11 protein-coding genes are annotated in these 18,631 nt (G+C 66.2%); 1 reads left to right on the forward strand and 10 read right to left on the reverse strand.

Annotated features, from left to right (window positions below):
* Window positions 1-28: 28 nt before the first annotated feature.
* From ACODSL_RS05225 to rpsL, 9 genes are all read right to left on the reverse strand, one after another.
* Window positions 29-3,061: a TonB-dependent receptor domain-containing protein gene (locus ACODSL_RS05225; protein WP_488899577.1), complete on the reverse strand. Its 3,033-nt coding sequence runs from the start codon at window positions 3,059-3,061 to the stop codon at window positions 29-31.
* Between the two features lie 470 nt (window positions 3,062-3,531).
* On the reverse strand, window positions 3,532-5,325 hold the full coding sequence (edd, locus tag ACODSL_RS05230) for a phosphogluconate dehydratase (RefSeq protein ID WP_488899578.1): 1,794 nt from the start codon (window positions 5,323-5,325) through the stop codon (window positions 3,532-3,534).
* 17 nt (window positions 5,326-5,342) lie between these two features.
* Window positions 5,343-6,035 (reverse strand): 6-phosphogluconolactonase, encoded by a 693-nt coding sequence (gene pgl / locus ACODSL_RS05235; RefSeq protein WP_488899579.1) that lies wholly within the window; start codon window positions 6,033-6,035, stop codon window positions 5,343-5,345.
* Window positions 6,028-7,482: a glucose-6-phosphate dehydrogenase gene (gene zwf / locus ACODSL_RS05240; RefSeq protein WP_488899580.1), complete on the reverse strand. Its 1,455-nt coding sequence runs from the start codon at window positions 7,480-7,482 to the stop codon at window positions 6,028-6,030. Before zwf ends, pgl begins: the two co-directional genes overlap by 8 nt.
* Before the next feature lie 151 nt (window positions 7,483-7,633).
* Window positions 7,634-8,428 (reverse strand): alpha/beta hydrolase, encoded by a 795-nt coding sequence (locus ACODSL_RS05245; RefSeq protein WP_488899581.1) that lies wholly within the window; start codon window positions 8,426-8,428, stop codon window positions 7,634-7,636.
* Window positions 8,429-8,929: 501 nt separating this feature from the next.
* Window positions 8,930-10,120, reverse strand: a complete 1,191-nt coding sequence (gene tuf / locus ACODSL_RS05250) for an elongation factor Tu (protein ID WP_488899582.1) — start codon at window positions 10,118-10,120, stop codon at window positions 8,930-8,932.
* Between the two features lie 111 nt (window positions 10,121-10,231).
* Window positions 10,232-12,310 (reverse strand): elongation factor G, encoded by a 2,079-nt coding sequence (gene fusA, locus ACODSL_RS05255; RefSeq protein ID WP_488899583.1) that lies wholly within the window; start codon window positions 12,308-12,310, stop codon window positions 10,232-10,234.
* Between the two features lie 83 nt (window positions 12,311-12,393).
* Complete coding sequence (gene rpsG, locus ACODSL_RS05260) at window positions 12,394-12,867, reverse strand: 30S ribosomal protein S7 (RefSeq protein WP_488899584.1); 474 nt, start codon at window positions 12,865-12,867, stop codon at window positions 12,394-12,396.
* A gap of 12 nt (window positions 12,868-12,879) precedes the next feature.
* Window positions 12,880-13,251, reverse strand: coding sequence for a 30S ribosomal protein S12 (gene rpsL / locus ACODSL_RS05265; protein WP_488899585.1), 372 nt, complete (start codon window positions 13,249-13,251; stop codon window positions 12,880-12,882).
* 399 nt (window positions 13,252-13,650) lie between these two features.
* Between rpsL and ACODSL_RS05270 the strand changes: the two genes are divergently transcribed.
* A complete protein-coding gene (locus ACODSL_RS05270; protein WP_488899586.1) occupies window positions 13,651-14,304 on the forward strand; it encodes a hypothetical protein in 654 nt (217 codons plus the stop codon).
* Window positions 14,305-14,388: 84 nt separating this feature from the next.
* Here ACODSL_RS05270 and rpoC read toward each other — a convergent pair whose 3' ends face one another.
* The gene (gene rpoC / locus ACODSL_RS05275; RefSeq protein ID WP_488899587.1) at window positions 14,389-18,573 is read right to left on the reverse strand and encodes a DNA-directed RNA polymerase subunit beta'; all 4,185 of its coding nucleotides are present in this window, start codon (window positions 18,571-18,573) and stop codon (window positions 14,389-14,391) included.
* Between the last annotated feature and the right edge of the window lie 58 nt (window positions 18,574-18,631).

Consider the following 18,631-nt stretch of genomic DNA (forward strand, 5'->3'; position numbering starts at 1 on the left):
TGAAGGGAATCCCCGTTTCCGGGAAGAACTAGAATTTTTTCGTCAGGCTGATCTTCCAGGTACGGCCAAGGCCGCTGGCCGTGAACGGGTCGTAGTTCAGGTCCAGACGGGCGAAGGGCGGATCCTTGTCGAACAGGTTGTCGATCGAGGCGGCGAACGTCGTGTCCCAGGGCAGGAAGACCCGGTAGGTCAGGTCGGTCGTGACGAAGGCGTCGATCTGCTTGCCGTTGGGCTGGCTGACGCCAACGCCGGAGGTGTCCTTGTACGGCAGCGCGGTCGTCGAGCACGGCGCGACAAGCGTCGTACAGAACGGCGTGATCCGCTGATCGGTGTAGCCATCGATATACCGCACCGTCAGACGCAGGTTGTGCGGGCCGGTGTTGTATTCGAAGTACACGTTGCCCTTGATCTGGGGCAGCGGGTAGGCGGTGGTCTGGTAGTTGAGCAGCCCGACCGCGTCGAAGGCCGGGGCGACGGAGACACCGGCGACTTCAGTGGCTTCCGTCAGGTACTCGATCACGTAGGTGGCCGTGCCGCCAACGGTCAGGCTTCCCCCTAGGAAGTCATCGAAGGTGTAGTCCGCGATGACGTCGATACCGGAGGTCTTCACGCCGGCCCCGTTCACGGTCTCGGTCCGCAGGCGGGTAATGCCCGCCGAGGCCGTGGCCGCCGGGGTCGCGGTGAGGTTTCTGGCCGCGCAGGTCATCGTCGCGCCCGTGAACGTGAAGCGATCATAGAGCGCGCTGCAGTTCAGCTGGGCCGCACCGGTGATCCCGTTGCTGAACAGCGTCGCGACCATGCCGGCGACCGGATCGGTCGTGATCGGATCCTGGAAGTCGAAGTTCCAGTAGTCGACCGTGGCCTTGAAGTTGCCGACTTCGAAGATGCCGCCGACGCTGTAGGTGGTCGCGGTTTCCGGAGACAGGCTCGGGTTGCCGTAGATATCGACCGCGCGGAAGGTGCCGTTGATTGACTGCAGCGAGGTGATAAAGTCGTTGTTCAGCGAGACAGGCGGCGGCGCCCGGAAGGTGGTGCCGACCGAGCCGCGCAGGGCGAAGTTGTCGGTAACCTGCCAGCGCACCGAGAGCTTCGGATCGAAGGTCGTGCCCACATCGCCGTCGTAGCTTTCGTAGCGAGCCGCGACGGTGGCGTTGAAGTTGTCGGTGAACGGCAGCACGACTTCGGCGAAGGCCGATTTCACTTCCTGCTTCAGGTCGGCGTTGTTGCCAACGCCCAGGAAGGCGAACGGACCCTGACCCTGGCCGGTGGCGCAGGTCATGGCGCCGTTGATCGGCGTATCAAGGCAGGGATTGTTGCGACGGTTGGAGAAGGCGTTGTAGTCGGCCTCGAAGGTCGACCGGCGATACTGCATGCCGAACGCCCACTTGGATTCACCGCCCGCCAGTTCCCAGCCGAGGTTGCCGCTGAACACGGCTTCGGCGACGAGAAGGCCGCTGACCTGGTTGGTTTCGAGCTTCTGGAAGAACCACCGGGTCAGCGCCGCGCTGTTGGCGAGGGCCGGATTGAAGGTGGCGCCGCCGTCTCCGGTGATGGCGTTGCGCGGGATCGACGACGAGAAGGGGTTGGCCCACTCGCAGGTCGAACCGGCGTTGCCCGCCACGATGCCGTTACAGTTGGCGCCGCCGAGGCCGCGCAGGGCGAGCTCGTAACGGTTGACCACGGTATCGTAGCCGGTGCGGTTGCCTTTTTCCTCGCCGTAGGAGAGCGAGAAGTCCCAGGTGATCCCGCTGTCGAATTCCCCGCTCAGATCAGCGGCGAGGCGGTAGGCCTCGAAGCTACGCGACCCTTCCGAGGCGCCGTAGTTGAACATCGGGTTGCCGCCCATGGCGTAAGGGCGGTTGGCGACCATCAGGGCGCCGGCCGCGAGGGCCGCCGTCGGGATGGCGGTCGCGGCTCCGGTCACCAGCGAGTAGCCGGGGATCGTGCCGGGGTGCGCGGCGACATAGGCCATCAGGCCCGGGTTGGTGCCGGGAACATAGTAGCGGCCCGGGACCGGCGACGTGGCGGAGGTCGGGATCGCCAGCAGCGCGTAGGACGGCGACGTCTTCCAGTGCGGGACATCGGTGTTGGCGTAGAGCCCCTCGATGTGCAGCTTGGTCGTGGCGCTCAGGTCAAGGTTGAATTCGCCGTAGAGCTGGTAGCGATCTTCCTGTTCGACCAGGTTGTCGTACTGGTTGTACTGCCAGTAGCAAACCGGGGTCGCGCCGCTGAAGCCGGAGAAGCCGCCGAGCGGGGTGCACTGGTCGTCGCGGAACGCCGTGGTGGTCGCGCCCAGCGGGATGACCGTGGACGGGTTGCCCGCCGCCGACCAGCCGCCTTCAGGGTTCGAGAGATAGGGCAGGCTCGCCCAGTCCCGATCCTTGATGCCCAGTTCCGAGCGGTGCTGCCAGCCGGCGCTGAGCAGCAGGTTGGAGTTGTCGCCCTGCCAGCCGTAGACGGCGCTGACGGTGTAGTCGCCGTCCGAAGCCTCGATGCCCTTGTAGCTCGCGCTGACCTCGAGGCCCTCGAAGTTGGTGCGGGTGATGAAGTTCACCACGCCGGCGATGGCGTCAGAGCCGTAGGTGGCCGCGGCGCCGTCCTTCAGGACTTCGACCCGACCGATGGCGGCCGAGGGAATGATGTTGGTGTCGACCGCGCCGGCGCCGGCGAGGGCGAACGGGTTGATCGGCAGACGACGGCCGTTCAACAGCACCAGGGTCCGCGTCGGGCCGAGACCCCGCAGGTTGACCGAGCCCGAGCCTTCCGAGCCCTGGGCGCGGGCGTCGAACTGGTTGGTGTCGCCGAGAACGCCGTTCGAGACCGACAGGCCCTTCAGCAGTTCGACCGTGGTCGGCGAGCCCTGTTTGGCGAGTTCTTCGGCGCCGATGACATCCACCGGCAGCGCCGCGTCTTCAGGCGTGCCCGCGATCAGCGAGCCGGTGACGACAATGGCTTCGACTTCCGTCGGTTGCGCGGCCTGCGCCGAGGCGGACGAAGCCGCTCCCAGTGACAAGGCCATGGCGAGGACAGAGCCCCCGGCCAGGTATCCAAGTTTCCGCATTTAACCCTCCCTGTATTCTCCCGTGTCGTCCCGTCTTGTTTGTTTCGAATGACGGTTACGACGTTGTCGCCAGCGCTATGGGCCTCCTGAAAGGACCCCCAGCGCATGCGTTTTCATCTCCGGCGGCGATCCCGCCTGGCGATTTCTGTGAAGCCGAGTGGAGAATGAGCCGCCCCCGCGCGCGGAAACCGCACGTCCTGCAGACCCGATCCTGGTGCGCAACCGGTGCGTCAACCAGCCCCCTCAAGGTTCAAGGCGCTGACCGGATCCTCTGGCGCGATATCAGGACGCGAACCAGACTGCTCCGTCAGCCAACATGTTTCGATGATGCGGTATGATCTGCCCGTAGGTCAACCGAACTCGCGTAACACCGTCCAACTATTACTGTCGGGCATTTCCGGGTTTTCCCCGTCAGGACAGGGGCGCGGCCTGACCTCGCGACGGTTCGCCGCAGTCGCGGGCCGCCCGGTTCAGTAGAGGGAGGAGGCGCCGGCGTCCGACGCCCCGACCGATCGTCGGAAGATGTCGAACAGCTCGCGCCCGTAGCCCTCGCCGCCGGCGGGCGTGAGCGCGGGCGTCCGGCCGCCGAGATCCGCCTCGATCTCCAGCACGCCCGCGGCGCAGTCCAGGCGGATCATGTCGCCGTCCCGCACACGCGCCAACGGACCACCCGCGGCGGCTTCGGGCGTCAGGTGGATGGCGGCGGGAACCTTGCCCGAGGCGCCGGACATGCGTCCGTCCGTCACCAGCGCCACGCTATAGCCCCGGTCCTGAAGGACCGACAGGACGGGCGAGAGCCCGTGCAGTTCCGGCATGCCGTTGGCGCGCGGCCCCTGGAAGCGGACAACCGCGACGAGGTCCCGGTCCAGGTCCCCGCGCCGGAACGCCGCCTGCAGGGCCTCCTGGGTTTCAAACACCACGGCCGGGGCCCGGATCGTCCGATGTGACGGCGCGACGGCGGAAACCTTGATCACGGCGCGCCCCAGCCCGCCGGCCAGCTGCCGGATGCCGCCTTCGCGTTCGAACGGATCCGCCGCCGGGCGCAGGATCTCACGATCGAGGCTCTCGCGGGCCCCATCCCGCCAGACCAGCCTGTCGCCCTCGAGATGCGGCTCCTGCTGATAGTGATGCAGTCCCGGCCCGGCGACCGTCAGGACATCGTCATGGACGAGTCCGGCGCCAAGCAGCTCCCGCACCACGAAGGCCATGCCACCGGCTGCGTGGAACTGGTTCACGTCCGCCGAACCGTTGGGATAGACCCGCGCCATAAGGGGCGTCGCCTGCGACAGGTCGTCGAAGTCCTCGAGGGTCAGCAGGATTCCGGCCGCCCGGGCCACGGCCACCAGATGCAGGACGTGGTTGGTCGACCCGCCCGTCGCCATCAGGCCGACCAGGCCGTTGACCACCGCCTTCTCATTCACGACATGACCGGCCGGGGTCCAGTCCGCCGATCGGGGTCCGATGGCCGCGCACCGTCTGGCCGCCGCGGCCACCAGCGCATCGCGCAGCGGCGTGTCCGGGTGGATGAAGGCTGAGCCCGGCAGGTGCAGGCCCATCATCTCCATCAGCATCTGGTTGGAATTGGCCGTTCCGTAGAAGGTGCAGGTGCCGGGGCCATGATAGCTGGCTTGCTCGGCGGCCAGCAGCTGGTCGCGGCTGGCCTTACCCTCGGCGAACAGGGCGCGGACCTTGGCCTTCTCCGCGTTGGGCAGGCCCGAGCTCATCGGCCCCGCCGGGACGAAGATCGCCGGCAGATGGCCGAAGCTGAGCGCCCCGATGGCGAGACCGGGCACGATCTTGTCGCAAACCCCCAGGTACAGCGCGCCGTCGAAGGCGTCATGGCTGAGCGCGATGCCCGTGGCCATGGCGATCACATCGCGGCTGAACAGGCTGAGCTCCATGCCCGGCCGCCCCTGGGTGACGCCGTCACACATGGCGGGCACGCCGCCGGCGAACTGGGCGGTGGCGCCGACCTCGCGGGCCGCCGCCTTGATCAGGGCCGGATAGCGCTCCAGCGGCTGATGCGCGCTGAGCATGTCATTGTAGGCCGAGACGATGCCGAGATTGGGCGCGTTCGGATCGAGCGCCTTCAACCGGTCACCCGGCTCGGACGCGGCGAAGGCGTGGGCCCAGTTGGCGCAGCTGAGCTTGGCGCGGCCGGGGTTGTCGTCGCGGGCGGCGTTGATGCGGGCAAGATAGGCGGCGCGGGTTTCCGCGCTGCGCGCGATGATGCGATCCGTGACGGCCTGAACAACGGGATGCATCGGCGTCTCCTTCAGCACTACGGCGACCAGATCACGCGCACGGGCATGCCCTCGGCCGCCCTGAACAACGCGTGGATCGGCAGGTCGTCCCGATCCTCGATGATCCGCCGCTTCGCCTCTCCCCTGACCAGCACGACGGTCAGATAGGCCTGCCGGAGGGCGTAGAGCGTCAGGCTCAGCCGTTCCATCTTCGGAGCGGGGTTCCCGGCCGGCACGGCGATCACCAGACTGCCGCCGAACGGATCGAGGCCGTCCTCCAGCGACGGATTGCCGGGAAACAGCGAGGCGACGTGGCCGTCCTCACCCATGCCCAGCAGGACCACATCAGCCGGGAACAACTCTTCCAGCGCCACTTCAGCCGCTTCAGCCGCGTCCTCCGCCGTCGCCGCTTCGGACCAAAGCGGCACGAACCGCGCCGCCGCCGCCTCGCCGACCATCAGCCGCTCGCGCAGCTGGCGCTCATTGGACTCGGGCGACGTCGGCGGTACCCAGCGCTCGTCGGACAGGGTCACGCTGACCTGCTCCCATGGTATGGGGAGGGTCGAGAGCAGATCGTACACCGGTCCCGGCGAGGACCCGCCCGTGCCGACGAACACCGCACGGTCGCTTTCGGAGAGCCCGGCATGCAGCCAGTCCGCGATCGCCTCGGCGGCGGCGAGGGCGGCGTCTTCGGCCGACTCGTGGACCTCGATCTCCGGCCGGCTATTCATTCCACGACCGACCTGACCGTTCGATCAGGGCGAAGGCGCCGCCCGGGCCCCAGGAGCCTGCCGGATAGGGCCGGGGCGTCATGCCGGCCTCGGCCCAGGCGTCCGCCACGCCGTCGACGAACCGCCAGGCCGCCTCGACCTCGTCATTGCGCACGAACAGGGTCTGGTCGCCGCGCATGGCGTCGAGCAGCAGCCGCTCGTAGGCGATGCGCCGCCGGCCGCCCTCCTCGCCCAGCGCCCGGGCGAGGCTCAGCGACAACGGCAACGGCTGCAACCGCATGGCCTCCTGGGTCAGGCCCGGCCGCTTGTTCATGATGGTCAGCGAGATGTCCTCGTCCGGCTGGAGCTCGATGACCAGCCGGTTGGCGACCAGATCGCCGGCCCCTGCTCCGCCAAAGATCGAATGCGGCACCGGCTTGAACTGGATGACAATCTGGGTGCAGCGCTCGGCCATACGCTTGCCCGTGCGCAGGAAGAACGGCACCCCGGCCCAGCGCCAGTTGTCGATCCAGGCGGTCAGGGCGACGAAGGTCTCGGTAGAGGACGGTCGCCCAACTTCGCTCTCATAGCTTTTCACGGCCTGGCCATCGACGACGCCGTCGCCGTACTGGCCGCGCACGCTGTCGCTGGTCGCCGACGCCCGGGTGAACGGGCGAAGCGAGCGCAGCACCTTGACCTTCTCGTTGCGCACGGCGTCCGGCTCAAGGTCCGACGGGGGCTCCATGGCCACCAGGCAGAGCAGCTGCAGCATGTGGTTCTGCAGCATGTCGCGGATGGCGCCGTAGTCGTCGTAATAGGGCCAGCGGTCGCCGACGCCATGCGTTTCGGCCACGGTGATCTGCACATGGTCGATCGTCCGGCTGGTCCACAGCGGCTCGAACAGGGTGTTGGCGAAGCGCAGGGCGATCAGGTTCTGGACCGTCTCCTTGCCCAGATAGTGGTCGATGCGGAAGACGCGGTTCTCGGGCACGGCCTCGGCGAGGACCGCGTTGATCGCCTGCGAACTCTTCAGGTCCCGGCCGATGGGCTTTTCCAGCACCAGCCGGGTCCTGTCGCCGGTCAGTCCGGCGGCCTTGAGGGCCAGGGTGACCGGCGCGAACAGGCTGGGCGACAGGGCGTAGAAGAACACCAGATCGCCATGCGCGCCGATGCGGTCGGCCAGCACCTTCGCGCCCTCGCTGTTGGACGCGTCGGTCGAGCAGTAGTCCAGCCGGGCCGACATCCGGGCCCAGCTGTCGTCCTCCAGAATGTCTCGAGCCACGAGATCGGCGCGAACCTCGGCGCGATAGCTGTCGGCGTCGCCGGCTCCCCGGCCGACCGCGATGATCCGCAGGCCTTTGGGCAAAAGGCTGTCGAGCTCCAGGTGATAGAGCGACGGCAACAGCATCCGCATCGCCAGATCACCCGCGCCGCCGAGAAGGACCAGAACGGGGGCAGGTGCGGGCATGACGGCTCCTTAGCGGGCGAGGTCCTGTCTTAGCGGGGGTGAGACGCTACGTCAGCGCTTGCGAGCCGGAAGAGTTCAAGTTTCGGCCGACCTGACTGACGCCGAGCCAGCAATGCGCCTCGCGGACCACGCAGGGAGCTCCGCGGGGAGGCTAGCCAACGTCCAGCGTCAGCCCGGCAAACGCGGATCGGTAGAATCGCCAGTTGTCTTCGCCCAGACCGAGGAGGAGCCCCCTCGCATCGTGGCCGACGCCGGCGAGCTCCCGGTACTCGTGCGGCACCTCAAGTTCGTCAAGGTGGACATGGAACGCCCGATTGTCCGCGATGGTAAAATCCCCGCTTCCCACCACCTGTCGCATGAGAAGGCCCGCCCTTATCGTCGGAGCCATATCCGCGGCGATGGCCCACGGGCTCTGCCTCTGAAAGATCGCGATATCGTCGCCAAAAACCGTGCTCAGGATCCTTTGCCGGAGGGCCGGATTGGCGGCTGCTCGAGGGCCGTCGAAGTCCGGATCGAGCGGCCCTGCCGCCAACATTGAAATGGAGGCGAACAGATCGACATGGCGAAAGCCGATCCGCGCCGCGCCATAACCGCCCATGCTGAACCCTTCGAGAATTCGGGCGTCCCGCGAAGGGATCGTGCTGCGCGTTGCATCGATGTGAGGAACAAGATCCTGGACCAGGAACGACTCCACGGGCGCGAGACCGTCGGCGGAATCGGTCCACATGCCTTCGGGCAGGCCGTTCGGGAACACGACGATCACGGGAGGGATATGTCCCTGCCGGATCGCTGTTTCGAACAGGTCCGCGATGACGGGAATGCCGCGCTCGCCGCCGCCGGTTCCATGCAGCCAATAAAGGGTCGGATAACGCCGGCCCGAGTTCGCTGCGTAGTCGGGCGGGAGGTAGATGTGGAAGCTGACTCTCGCCCCGACGGTCGGGCTCATCAGGGTCTCGTAGCTAACCCCCGGCGCTGACACGGGCGGAGTCACCCACCCGCCCCGTCGGGACAGCGGCCCCACCTCAGCTGCCTTGGCGGGGGCCGTCAAAGCAAACGAAACGGCGGCGCTTGCGGAGAGCGAGAGAAAAAGGCGCCGCGTCGCGGGTCGGGAGCACGGCTTCCAGGCGTGGCTTCTGACGGACGATGGCGCCTTCACCGCGAGGGCGGTCGTTCGGTCGCCGGGTCGTCGGCTGATGCGCCGCCACGATCTCGTGATCATTTCGATTCCACGCACTGAAGACCGGCGACACTCGGGTTCCGACAGAAGATTTTATCATCGTCGCGCGACGGCCGACCAGAGGATTGCCCACATTCAGCCGGCGGGGCAGTCGCGGCCGCTCGACGTTCCTTCCCGTGAGCGGTCCGCGCCCCGGCAAAGAAAAAGCCCCCCGGTGTTTCCACCGGAGGGCCTGATCTGTGGTCAGCGATGTCGCTGATCGTGGAGTGACTACTCGACGATTTTCGCGACGACGCCGGCGCCGACGGTGCGGCCGCCTTCACGGATGGCGAAGCGCAGGCCCGCATCCATGGCGATCGGGGTGATCAGCTCGACGTCCAGCTCGGCGTTGTCGCCCGGCATGATCATTTCCACGCCTTCGCGCAGCTTGATGATCCCGGTCACGTCCGTCGTGCGGAAGTAGAACTGCGGGCGGTAGTTGGTGAAGAACGGCGTGTGACGGCCACCTTCGTCCTTGGTGAGGATGTAGGCCTCGGCCGTGAACTTGGTGTGCGGCGTGATCGAGCCGGGCTTGCAGAGAACCTGGCCGCGCTCGACGTCTTCACGCTTGGTGCCGCGCAGCAGCACGCCCACGTTGTCGCCCGCCTGGCCCTGGTCCAGCAGCTTGCGGAACATTTCCACGCCCGTGCAGACCGTCTTCTGAACCGGACGGATGCCGACGATCTCGACTTCCTCGCCGACCTTGACGATGCCCTTTTCGATACGGCCCGTGACCACGGTGCCGCGGCCCGAGATCGAGAACACGTCTTCCACCGGCATCAGGAACGGCAGGTCAACCGGACGCTCCGGCTGCGGGATGTAGGCGTCGACCGTTTCCATCAGCGCCAGGATCGACTTCTCGCCGATCTCCGGGTTCACGCCGTCGGTCGCGGCCTTGGCCGAACCCGCCGTGATCGGAATGTCGTCGCCCGGGAACTGGTAGGACGACAGAAGTTCACGAACTTCCATCTCGACCAGCTCGAGCAGCTCGGCGTCGTCCACCAGGTCGACCTTGTTCAGGTAAACCACCAGCGCCGGAACGCCGACCTGACGGGCCAGCAGGATGTGCTCGCGCGTCTGCGGCATCGGGCCGTCAGCGGCCGACACCACCAGGATCGCGCCGTCCATCTGCGCCGCGCCCGTGATCATGTTCTTCACATAGTCAGCGTGGCCAGGGCAGTCGACGTGCGCGTAGTGACGGTTCGCCGTCTCGTATTCCACGTGCGCCGTGTTGATCGTGATGCCGCGCGCCTTCTCTTCCGGCGCCGCGTCGATATCCGCATACGCCATCGCCTTCGCGCCACCGGCCTTCGCCAGCGTCATCGTGATCGCCGCCGTCAGCGTCGTCTTGCCGTGGTCGACGTGCCCGATCGTGCCGATGTTGCAGTGCGGCTTGTTACGTTCGAACTTTTCCTTGGCCATTTTCTTAGCTCCTGGTCCCCCAATCGGGGTCCTTACGTTTGGGGGGTTGGCCAACCGGTTTCAGAATGAAACCGGTCGGTCTCTTGTTAGGCTTTTTCCCGAGGGAAAAAGCTACGCGTACTTCTTGATCACTTCGTCGGCGACGTGTTGCGGCACCGGCTCGTAGTGGTCGTACTGCATGGTGAACTGGGCGCGTCCCTGGGACATGCCGCGCAGGTTGCCGATGTAGCCGAACATGTTGGCCAGCGGCACGAACGCGGTCACGACCTGCGCGTTGCCGCGCTGATCGGTGCCCTGGATCTGGCCGCGACGGCTGTTCAGGTCGCCGATGACGTCGCCGAGGTATTCGTCGGGGACGAGCACTTCGACCTTCATGATCGGCTCGAGCAGCTTGGGCGCGCCCTTTTCCTTCAGTTCGCGGAAGGCGGCGCGGGCCGCGATTTCGAACGCCAGCACGCTGGAGTCGACGTCGTGGTACTTGCCGTCCGTCAGGGTCGCCTTGAAGTCGATCAGCGGGAAGCCGGCCAGAAGACCGTTGTCCTTGATGCTCTCGAGGCCCTTTTCCACGCCCGGAATGAATTCCTTGGGGATGGCGCCGCCAACGATCTTCGACTCGAACACGAAGCCCGAAGCCGGTTCGCCCGGCTCGAAGGTGATCATGACGCGGGCGAACTGGCCCGTACCACCGGTCTGCTTCTTGTGCGTGTAGTCGATGTCGACCTTGCGGCCGAGGCTTTCACGATAGGCCACCTGCGGCGCGCCGATGTTCGCGTCGACCTTGTAGGTGCGGCGAAGGATGTCGACCTTGATGTCGAGGTGCAGCTCGCCCATGCCCTTCATGATCGTCTGGCCCGACTCCTGGTCGGTGAAGACGGTGAAGGACGGGTCTTCGGCGACCATCTTGCCGAGCGCGACGCCCAGCTTTTCCTGGTCGGCCTTGGACTTCGGCTCGATGGCGATCTCGATGACGGGTTCCGGGAACGTCATGCGCTCCAGAATGACCGGCGACTTGATCGGGTCGCACAGGGTGTCGCCCGTGCGGGTGTCCTTCAGGCCGGCCAGCGCGATGATGTCGCCGGCGTAGGCCTCCTTGATGTCTTCGCGGTTGTTCGAGTGCATGAGCAGCATGCGGCCGACCCGCTCGCGCTTGTCACGCGAGGAGTTCAGCAGGCCCATGCCCGTCTCGATCTTGCCCGAGTAGACGCGGCAGAAGGTCAGTGAGCCGACGAAGGGGTCGTCCATGATCTTGAACGCGAGCACCGACAGGGGCTCTTCGTCCGAGGCCTTGCGCACGGTCGGCTCGTCGGTCTTGAAGTCGATGCCCGGGGTCGGCGGGATGTCCACCGGCGAGGGCAGGTAGTCCACGACCGCGTCGAGCAGGGGCTGGACGCCCTTGTTCTTGAACGCCGAGCCGCAGAGGATCGGATAGAAGGCGCCCGAGAGCACGGCCTTGCGGATGCACTTCTTCAGCACCTCTTCGGACGGCTGGTCGCCGCCGAGGTAGGCTTCCATCGCCTCGTCATCGAGTTCGACGGCGTTTTCCACCAAGTAGTGACGGGCTTCTTCAGCCTTGGCCACCATGTCGGCGGGGATCTCTTCGTCGTGGTAGTTGGCGCCCAGGCCTTCGCTGTCCCAGACAACGGCCTTCATGCGGATCAGGTCGACCAGGCCCTTGAGCGAGGCTTCCGAACCGATCGGCAGCTGGATCGGCACGGCCTTGACGCCGAGGCGGTCGCGGATCGTGGCCAGGCACATCTCGAAGTCGGCGCCGGTCTTGTCCATCTTGTTGACGAACACGATGCGCGGCACGTCGTAGCGGTCAGCCTGACGCCAGACCGTTTCGGTCTGCGGCTCAACGCCCTGGTTGCCATCGAGCACGGCGACGCAGCCGTCGAGCACGCGCAGCGAACGTTCAACCTCGATGGTGAAGTCGACGTGCCCTGGGGTGTCGATGATGTTCAGGCGCTTGCCATTCCACATGGCGGTCGTCGCGGCCGACGTGATGGTGATGCCGCGCTCCTGCTCCTGTTCCATCCAGTCCATGGTCGCGGCGCCGTCGTGGACTTCGCCGATCTTATGGGACTTGCCGGTGTAGTAGAGGATGCGTTCCGTCGTCGTCGTCTTGCCCGCGTCGATGTGGGCCATGATGCCGAAGTTACGGTAGTCTTCGATCGGAGTTGTGCGGGGCATATCGGTCTGCCTGTCGGCCTATAAAACTGAGCGCGGGCGGTTTTGGAGAACCGCCCGCGCCCTGGAAGGTGTCGGGCTGGGTCTTACCAGCGGTAGTGCGAGAAGGCCCGGTTGGCTTCGGCCATCTTGTGCGTGTCTTCACGCTTCTTCACCGCGGTGCCGCGGTTGTTCGAAGCATCAAGCAGCTCGGCGGCCAGCTTTTCGGTCATGGTGTTCTCGCCACGCTTGCGCGCGGCGGTCACCAGCCAACGGATGGCCAGGGCGCGGCGGCGGTCCGGACGGACTTCCACGGGCACCTGATAGGTGGCGCCGCCGACCCGGCGGGACCGGACTTCGATGGCGGGAGCCACGTTGTCGAGGGCCGAGTGGAAGGTTTCCAGGGGGCCCTGGTCCTTGCGCTTGGCTTCAAGGATGTCGAAGGCGCCGTAGATGATGTTCTCGGCGACGGCCTTTTTGCCTTCGTACATGACGTAGTTCATGAATTTCGTGACGATCAGGTCCCCGAACTTGGGATCGGGCAGAACCTGACGCTTCTCTGCGCGGCGGCGGCGGGACATGCTTGCTCTTCCTTACTTCGGACGCTTCGCGCCGTACTTCGAACGGCGTTGGCGACGGTCCTTGACGCCTTGCGTGTCGAGCACGCCGCGCAGGATGTGATAACGGACGCCGGGAAGGTCCTTCACGCGGCCGCCGCGGATGAGCACCACCGAGTGCTCCTGCAGATTGTGGCCTTCGCCCGGGATATAGCACACGGCTTCGATGCCGGTGGTCAGACGGACCTTGGCGACCTTACGCAGAGCCGAGTTCGGCTTCTTCGGGGTCGTCGTGTAGACGCGCGTGCAGACGCCGCGACGCTGGGGACAGCCCTTGAGGGCCGGCACCTTGTTCCGCGTGGGCTTCGGCTGGCGAGGCTTGCGGATGAGCTGATTGACTGTAGGCATTCGTTCTTTTCGTGCTCGTGGAGACGTGTGCCTTTCGGCCGAAGCGTCTCAGGGTCCTTGTTGATCTTCCGGCTCTTGCGGCGGCCCTTTTCGAACGCGAAAACTCGCCGGCACGCGCTCTCATGCGTTCCGGCGGGCCTGACGGTCCTTGGCGGGACATCCGCTGATCGGGACAGACCCTGATGGACCGGCCCCGAAAGAGGGGCGCTAAATACTGGCGAAGGGCCGTCAGGTCAAGGCTTTGGAAAGGGTTGTGACGAGCGGCGTGACCGGCGGGCGATGATCCGCGAATTGGCGGGCGCGACTCGCGCCGGTTTAGCGCTCTCGTCCCAGGATGGCCCCACGCCAGCCACGGTTTCGCCGCCGCGATCGAAAACCCTGCCGCGCGAAAGAGGGGGCATGGCGCAGACATCCGGCAAGAGGCGCGGTCGAGCCCGCGAGGTCGCCGTCGTGGCGGCCTCCGGGCTGGCGCACATCGTGGCGCTGGCGCTGCTGGGGTTGTCGACGCCCGACCTGCACACGGCCCCTCGGGACAACGCCCCCGTCGTGCCGCTGGAGATCTGGACCCTGCCTCCGATTCCCGGCGCGCGGCCCGTGAGGGCCCGCGTCGCGCCGGCCCCTCCAAGGCTACACCGGACGCCGTTGCCGTCCCTGACGAGCCGCGTCACACCCCTGCACCTCCGGCCCGCCCGGGAGACGTCCCTGCCCGCGGAAAGGCCGACGCCGGGCGCGGCGTCGGCGCCGCTCGCCGGGGTTTCCGGCGATCTGCGCGGCGTCCTGCGCCGATCACCCGTGGGCTGCGCCAATCGTGACGCTGTCGGCCTGACCCTGCGCGAGCGTGAGCGCTGCGACGAGAGCTTCGCCAGGGGCCGGGAGAACGATGCGGTGATCGCCGCGCCGATGGAGCCCGGCAAACGCGCGGCCTGGGACGCCGCCGCGGCCAGGAAAGAGCGTATCCGCAAGCGCAAGGAGGCCCCGCCGCCGCAGGGCGTCAATCCGACAGACAACGCCGGCGGCACGCGAACCAACGGTCTGGGCATCCTCGGCTACTGAGGCCGCCGTCCGAGGTCCGGCAAACGAAGACGGCCCGGGATCGCTCCCGGGCCGTCTCGTATTGCTTCAGAAACCCTGACGCCGTCAGGCGTCGGTGGTTTCCACGTCGAGCGCGATCTCGACCGGCAGCGGCTCCATCGTCTCTTCGCGGGAGGCCGAAAGGGCCTCGTCGCGCTTGGTGGCGATGCGTTGCAGGCCGCGCAGGTAGGAACCCGTGCCCGCCGGGATAAGCCGGCCGACGATGACGTTTTCCTTCAGGCCTTCGAGCGTATCGACCTTGCCGTGGACCGAGGCGTCGGTGAGGACGCGGGTGGTCTCCTGGAACGACGCCGCCGAGATGAAGCTGCGGGTTTGCAGCGACGCCTTGGTGATGCCGAGCAGGACGGGCTGGACTAGGGCCGGACGGCCGCCGCGGGCTTGCGCCTTGGTGTTCTCGATATCCAGATCCGGCTTGTCGAGGTGGTCGCCACGGATCAGGCCCGTGTCGCCCGGCTCGAGGATTTCGACCTTCTGCAGCATCTGCCGGACAATCACCTCGATGTGCTTGTCGTTGATCGGCACGCCCTGCAGTCGATAGACCTCCTGGATCTCGTCGACGAGGAAGTTGGCCAGCGCCTCGACGCCCAGGATGCGCAGGATGTCGTGCGGATCCGGGTTGCCGTCGATGATGTACTCGCCGCGCAGAATCACGTCGCCGTCGTGGACGGTGATGTGCTTGCCCTTCGGGATCAGGAACTCGACCGCGTCACCACCATCTTCCGGGGTGATCTTGATGCGGCGCTTGTTCTTGTAGTCGCGACCGAATTCGACGCGACCGTCCATCTCGGCGATGACCGCGCAGTCCTTCGGACGGCGGGCTTCGAAGAGTTCGGCGACGCGCGGCAGACCGCCGGTGATGTCCCGGGTCTTGGCGCCTTCGGTCGGCATACGGGCGATGACCTCGCCCGGCTTGACCTCGTCGCCGTCGCCGACGGACAGAACCGCGCCGACCGGCAGGAGGTAACGGGCTTCACCGCCGTTCGACAGACGCTTGTAGGCGCCGTCGGCGTCGATCACGGCCAGGGCCGGACGCAGGTCCGAACCGCGGGTCGAGGTCCGCCAGTCGGTGATCACGCGGTTGGCGATACCGGTCGCCTCGTCGGTTTCCTCGCGGACGGAGAAGCCGTCCACCAGGTCCTCGGCGCGGATCTTGCCGGCCACTTCGGTGATGATCGGGGCGGTGTAGGGGTCCCACTCGGCGAGACGATCGCCGCGCTTGACCTTGTCGCCGTCCTTGACCTTCAGGCGCGCGCCGTAGGGCGGCTTGTAGGCTTCGCGATCCTTGCCATCGACCTGGACGGTGATGGTGGTGTTGCGGCTCATGACGATGAACTCGCCATTCGACGCCTTCACCGTCGGACCGACGATGCGGGCCGTACCGACGTTGCTGCTTTCGAAGAACGACTGCTCGGCGACCTGGGCCGCGCCGCCGATGTGGAACGTCCGCATCGTCAGCTGGGTGCCCGGCTCGCCGATCGACTGGGCGGCGATGACGCCCACGGCTTCACCGATGTTCACCGGCGTGCCGCGCGCGAGGTCGCGGCCGTAGCAGGCGCCGCAGACGCCCGTGCCGGCTTCGCAGGTCAGGACCGAACGGACCTTCACGCTCTGGACGCCGGCCTTGTCGATGACGTCGGCAAGGTCTTCGACCAGATAGGTGTCGGCCGGGATCAGCACTTCGCCCGACGTCGGATCCTTGATGTCCTCGGCCGAGAAGCGGCCCAGGACCCGCAGACCCAGCGAGACCAGCACGTCGCCGCCTTCAACCACGGCCTTCAGGGTGATGCCCCGGGTGGTGCCGCAGTCTTCCTCGGTGATGATGCTGTCCTGCGCCACGTCGACGAGACGACGGGTCAGGTAACCGGAGTTGGCGGTCTTCAGCGCGGTGTCGGCGAGGCCCTTGCGGGCGCCGTGGGTGGAGTTGAAGTACTCCTGAACGGTCAGGCCTTCCTTGAAGTTCGAGACGATCGGGGTCTCGATGATCTCGCCGGACGGCTTGGCCATCAGGCCGCGCATCCCGCCGAGCTGCTTCATCTGGGCCTGCGAACCACGAGCGCCGGAGTGGGCCATCATGTAGATGGCATTGATCTCCTTCTCGCGGCCGTCGTCGCCGATCTTCTTGGTCGAGATCTCCAGCATCATCTCGTCGGCGATCCGGTCCGTGGCCTTGGACCAGGCGTCAACGACCTTGTTGTACTTCTCACCCTTGGTGATCAGACCATCGGCGTACTGCTGCTCGTATTCCTCGACCAGCTTGCGGGTCTCGGCGACGATCGGCGTCTTGCGTTCCGGAATGACGATGTCGTCCTTGCCGAAGGAAATGCCGGCCTTGGCCGCTTCCTTGAAGCCCAGGCCCATCATCTGGTCTGCGAAGATGACCGTCGCCTTCTGACCGCAGTGGCGGTAGACGATGTCGATCAGATTGCCGATTTCCTTCTTGGTCAGCGCCTTTTCGATCAGGCGGTGGCCGACCTGCGGGTGGTGCGGCAGCAGCGAGGCGATCTTCATCCGGCCCGGGGTCGTGTCGATGACCTTGCGGACCAGAACGCCGTCGGCGTTCATCTCGGTGAAGCGGGCCTTGATCTTGGCGTGCAGGGTCACGACCCCGGCTTCCATCGCAGCCTCGATTTCACCCAGATCGGCGAACATCTTGCCTTCGCCCGGCTCCTTGTCGCGCGCGCCGGAGAGGTAATAGAGGCCCAGGACGATGTCCTGCGACGGCACGATGATCGGGCGGCCGTTGGCGGGGCTGAGGATGTTGTTGGTCGACATCATCAGCACGCGCGCTTCCAGCTGGGCCTCAAGGCTCAGCGGGACGTGCACGGCCATCTGGTCACCGTCGAAGTCTGCGTTGAAGGCGGCGCAGACCAGCGGGTGAAGCTGGATGGCCTTGCCTTCGATCAGCTTGGGTTCGAACGCCTGGATGCCCAGACGGTGAAGCGTCGGAGCGCGGTTCAGCATCACCGGGTGTTCCCGGATCACTTCTTCCAGCACGTCCCAGACGGCCGGCTGTTCACGCTCGACCATCCGCTTGGACTGCTTGACGGTGCCCGACAGGCCCTTGGCGTCCAGGCGCGCGTAGATGAACGGCTTGAACAGCTCGAGAGCCATCTTCTTGGGCAGGCCGCACTCGTGCAGCTTCAGGTCGGGACCGACCACGATGACCGAACGGCCCGAGTAGTCGACGCGCTTGCCGAGCAGGTTCTGGCGGAACCGGCCCTGCTTGCCCTTCAGCATGTCGGCGAGGGACTTCAGCGGGCGCTTGTTGGCGCCGGTGATGACCCGGCCGCGACGGCCGTTGTCGAACAGGGCGTCGACGGACTCCTGCAGCATCCGCTTTTCGTTACGGATGATGATGTCCGGCGCGCGCAGCTCGATCAGGCGCTTGAGGCGGTTGTTGCGGTTGATGACCCGGCGATAGAGATCGTTCAGGTCGGACGTGGCGAAGCGGCCGCCGTCCAGCGGCACCAGCGGGCGCAGCTCGGGCGGAATGACCGGGACCACCGTGAGAATCATCCATTCCGGCTTGTTGCCGGACTCGATGAAGGCCTCGATGATCTTCAAGCGCTTGGAATACTTCTTCTGCTTGATCTCGGAAGGCGTGCCCGCGAGCTCTTCGCGAAGACGGTCCGCTTCCTTGGGAAGGTCGATCGCCTTCAGCAGGCCGAAGATGGCCTCGGCGCCGATCTCGGCGGTGAAGCTGTCGTCGCCGAACTCTTCCGAGTACCGCATGTACTCATCTTCCGACAGCAACTGGTGCTGCTTCAGCGGGGTCAGGCCCGGCTCGGTGATGATGTAGTGCTCGAAGTAGAGGACGCGTTCGATGTCCTTCAGCGGCATGTCGAGCATCATGGCGATGCGCGAGGGCAGCGACTTCAGGAACCAGATGTGGGCGACCGGGGAGGCCAGCTCGATGTGGCCCATCCGCTCGCGCCGGACGCGGGCGAGCGTGACTTCAACGCCGCACTTTTCGCAGATGATGCCCTTGTACTTCATCCGCTTGTACTTGCCGCACAGGCACTCGTAGTCCTTGGTCGGACCAAAGATGCGCGCGCAGAACAGGCCGTCACGTTCCGGCTTGAACGTGCGGTAGTTGATGGTTTCCGGCTTCTTGATCTCGCCGAACGACCACGAACGGATCTTCTCGGGCGAGGCCAGGGCGATACGGATGCGGTCGAAGGTCGGAGCGGCCTGGACCGGATTGAAGATGTTCAGGACTTCCTGGTTCATCTTTTTTCCTTCTGCGGGATCCCCCGCGAAAATTTCAGAGCAAGACGGGCGGTCACCC

The organism is Caulobacter sp. FG121 (assembly GCF_057809815.1).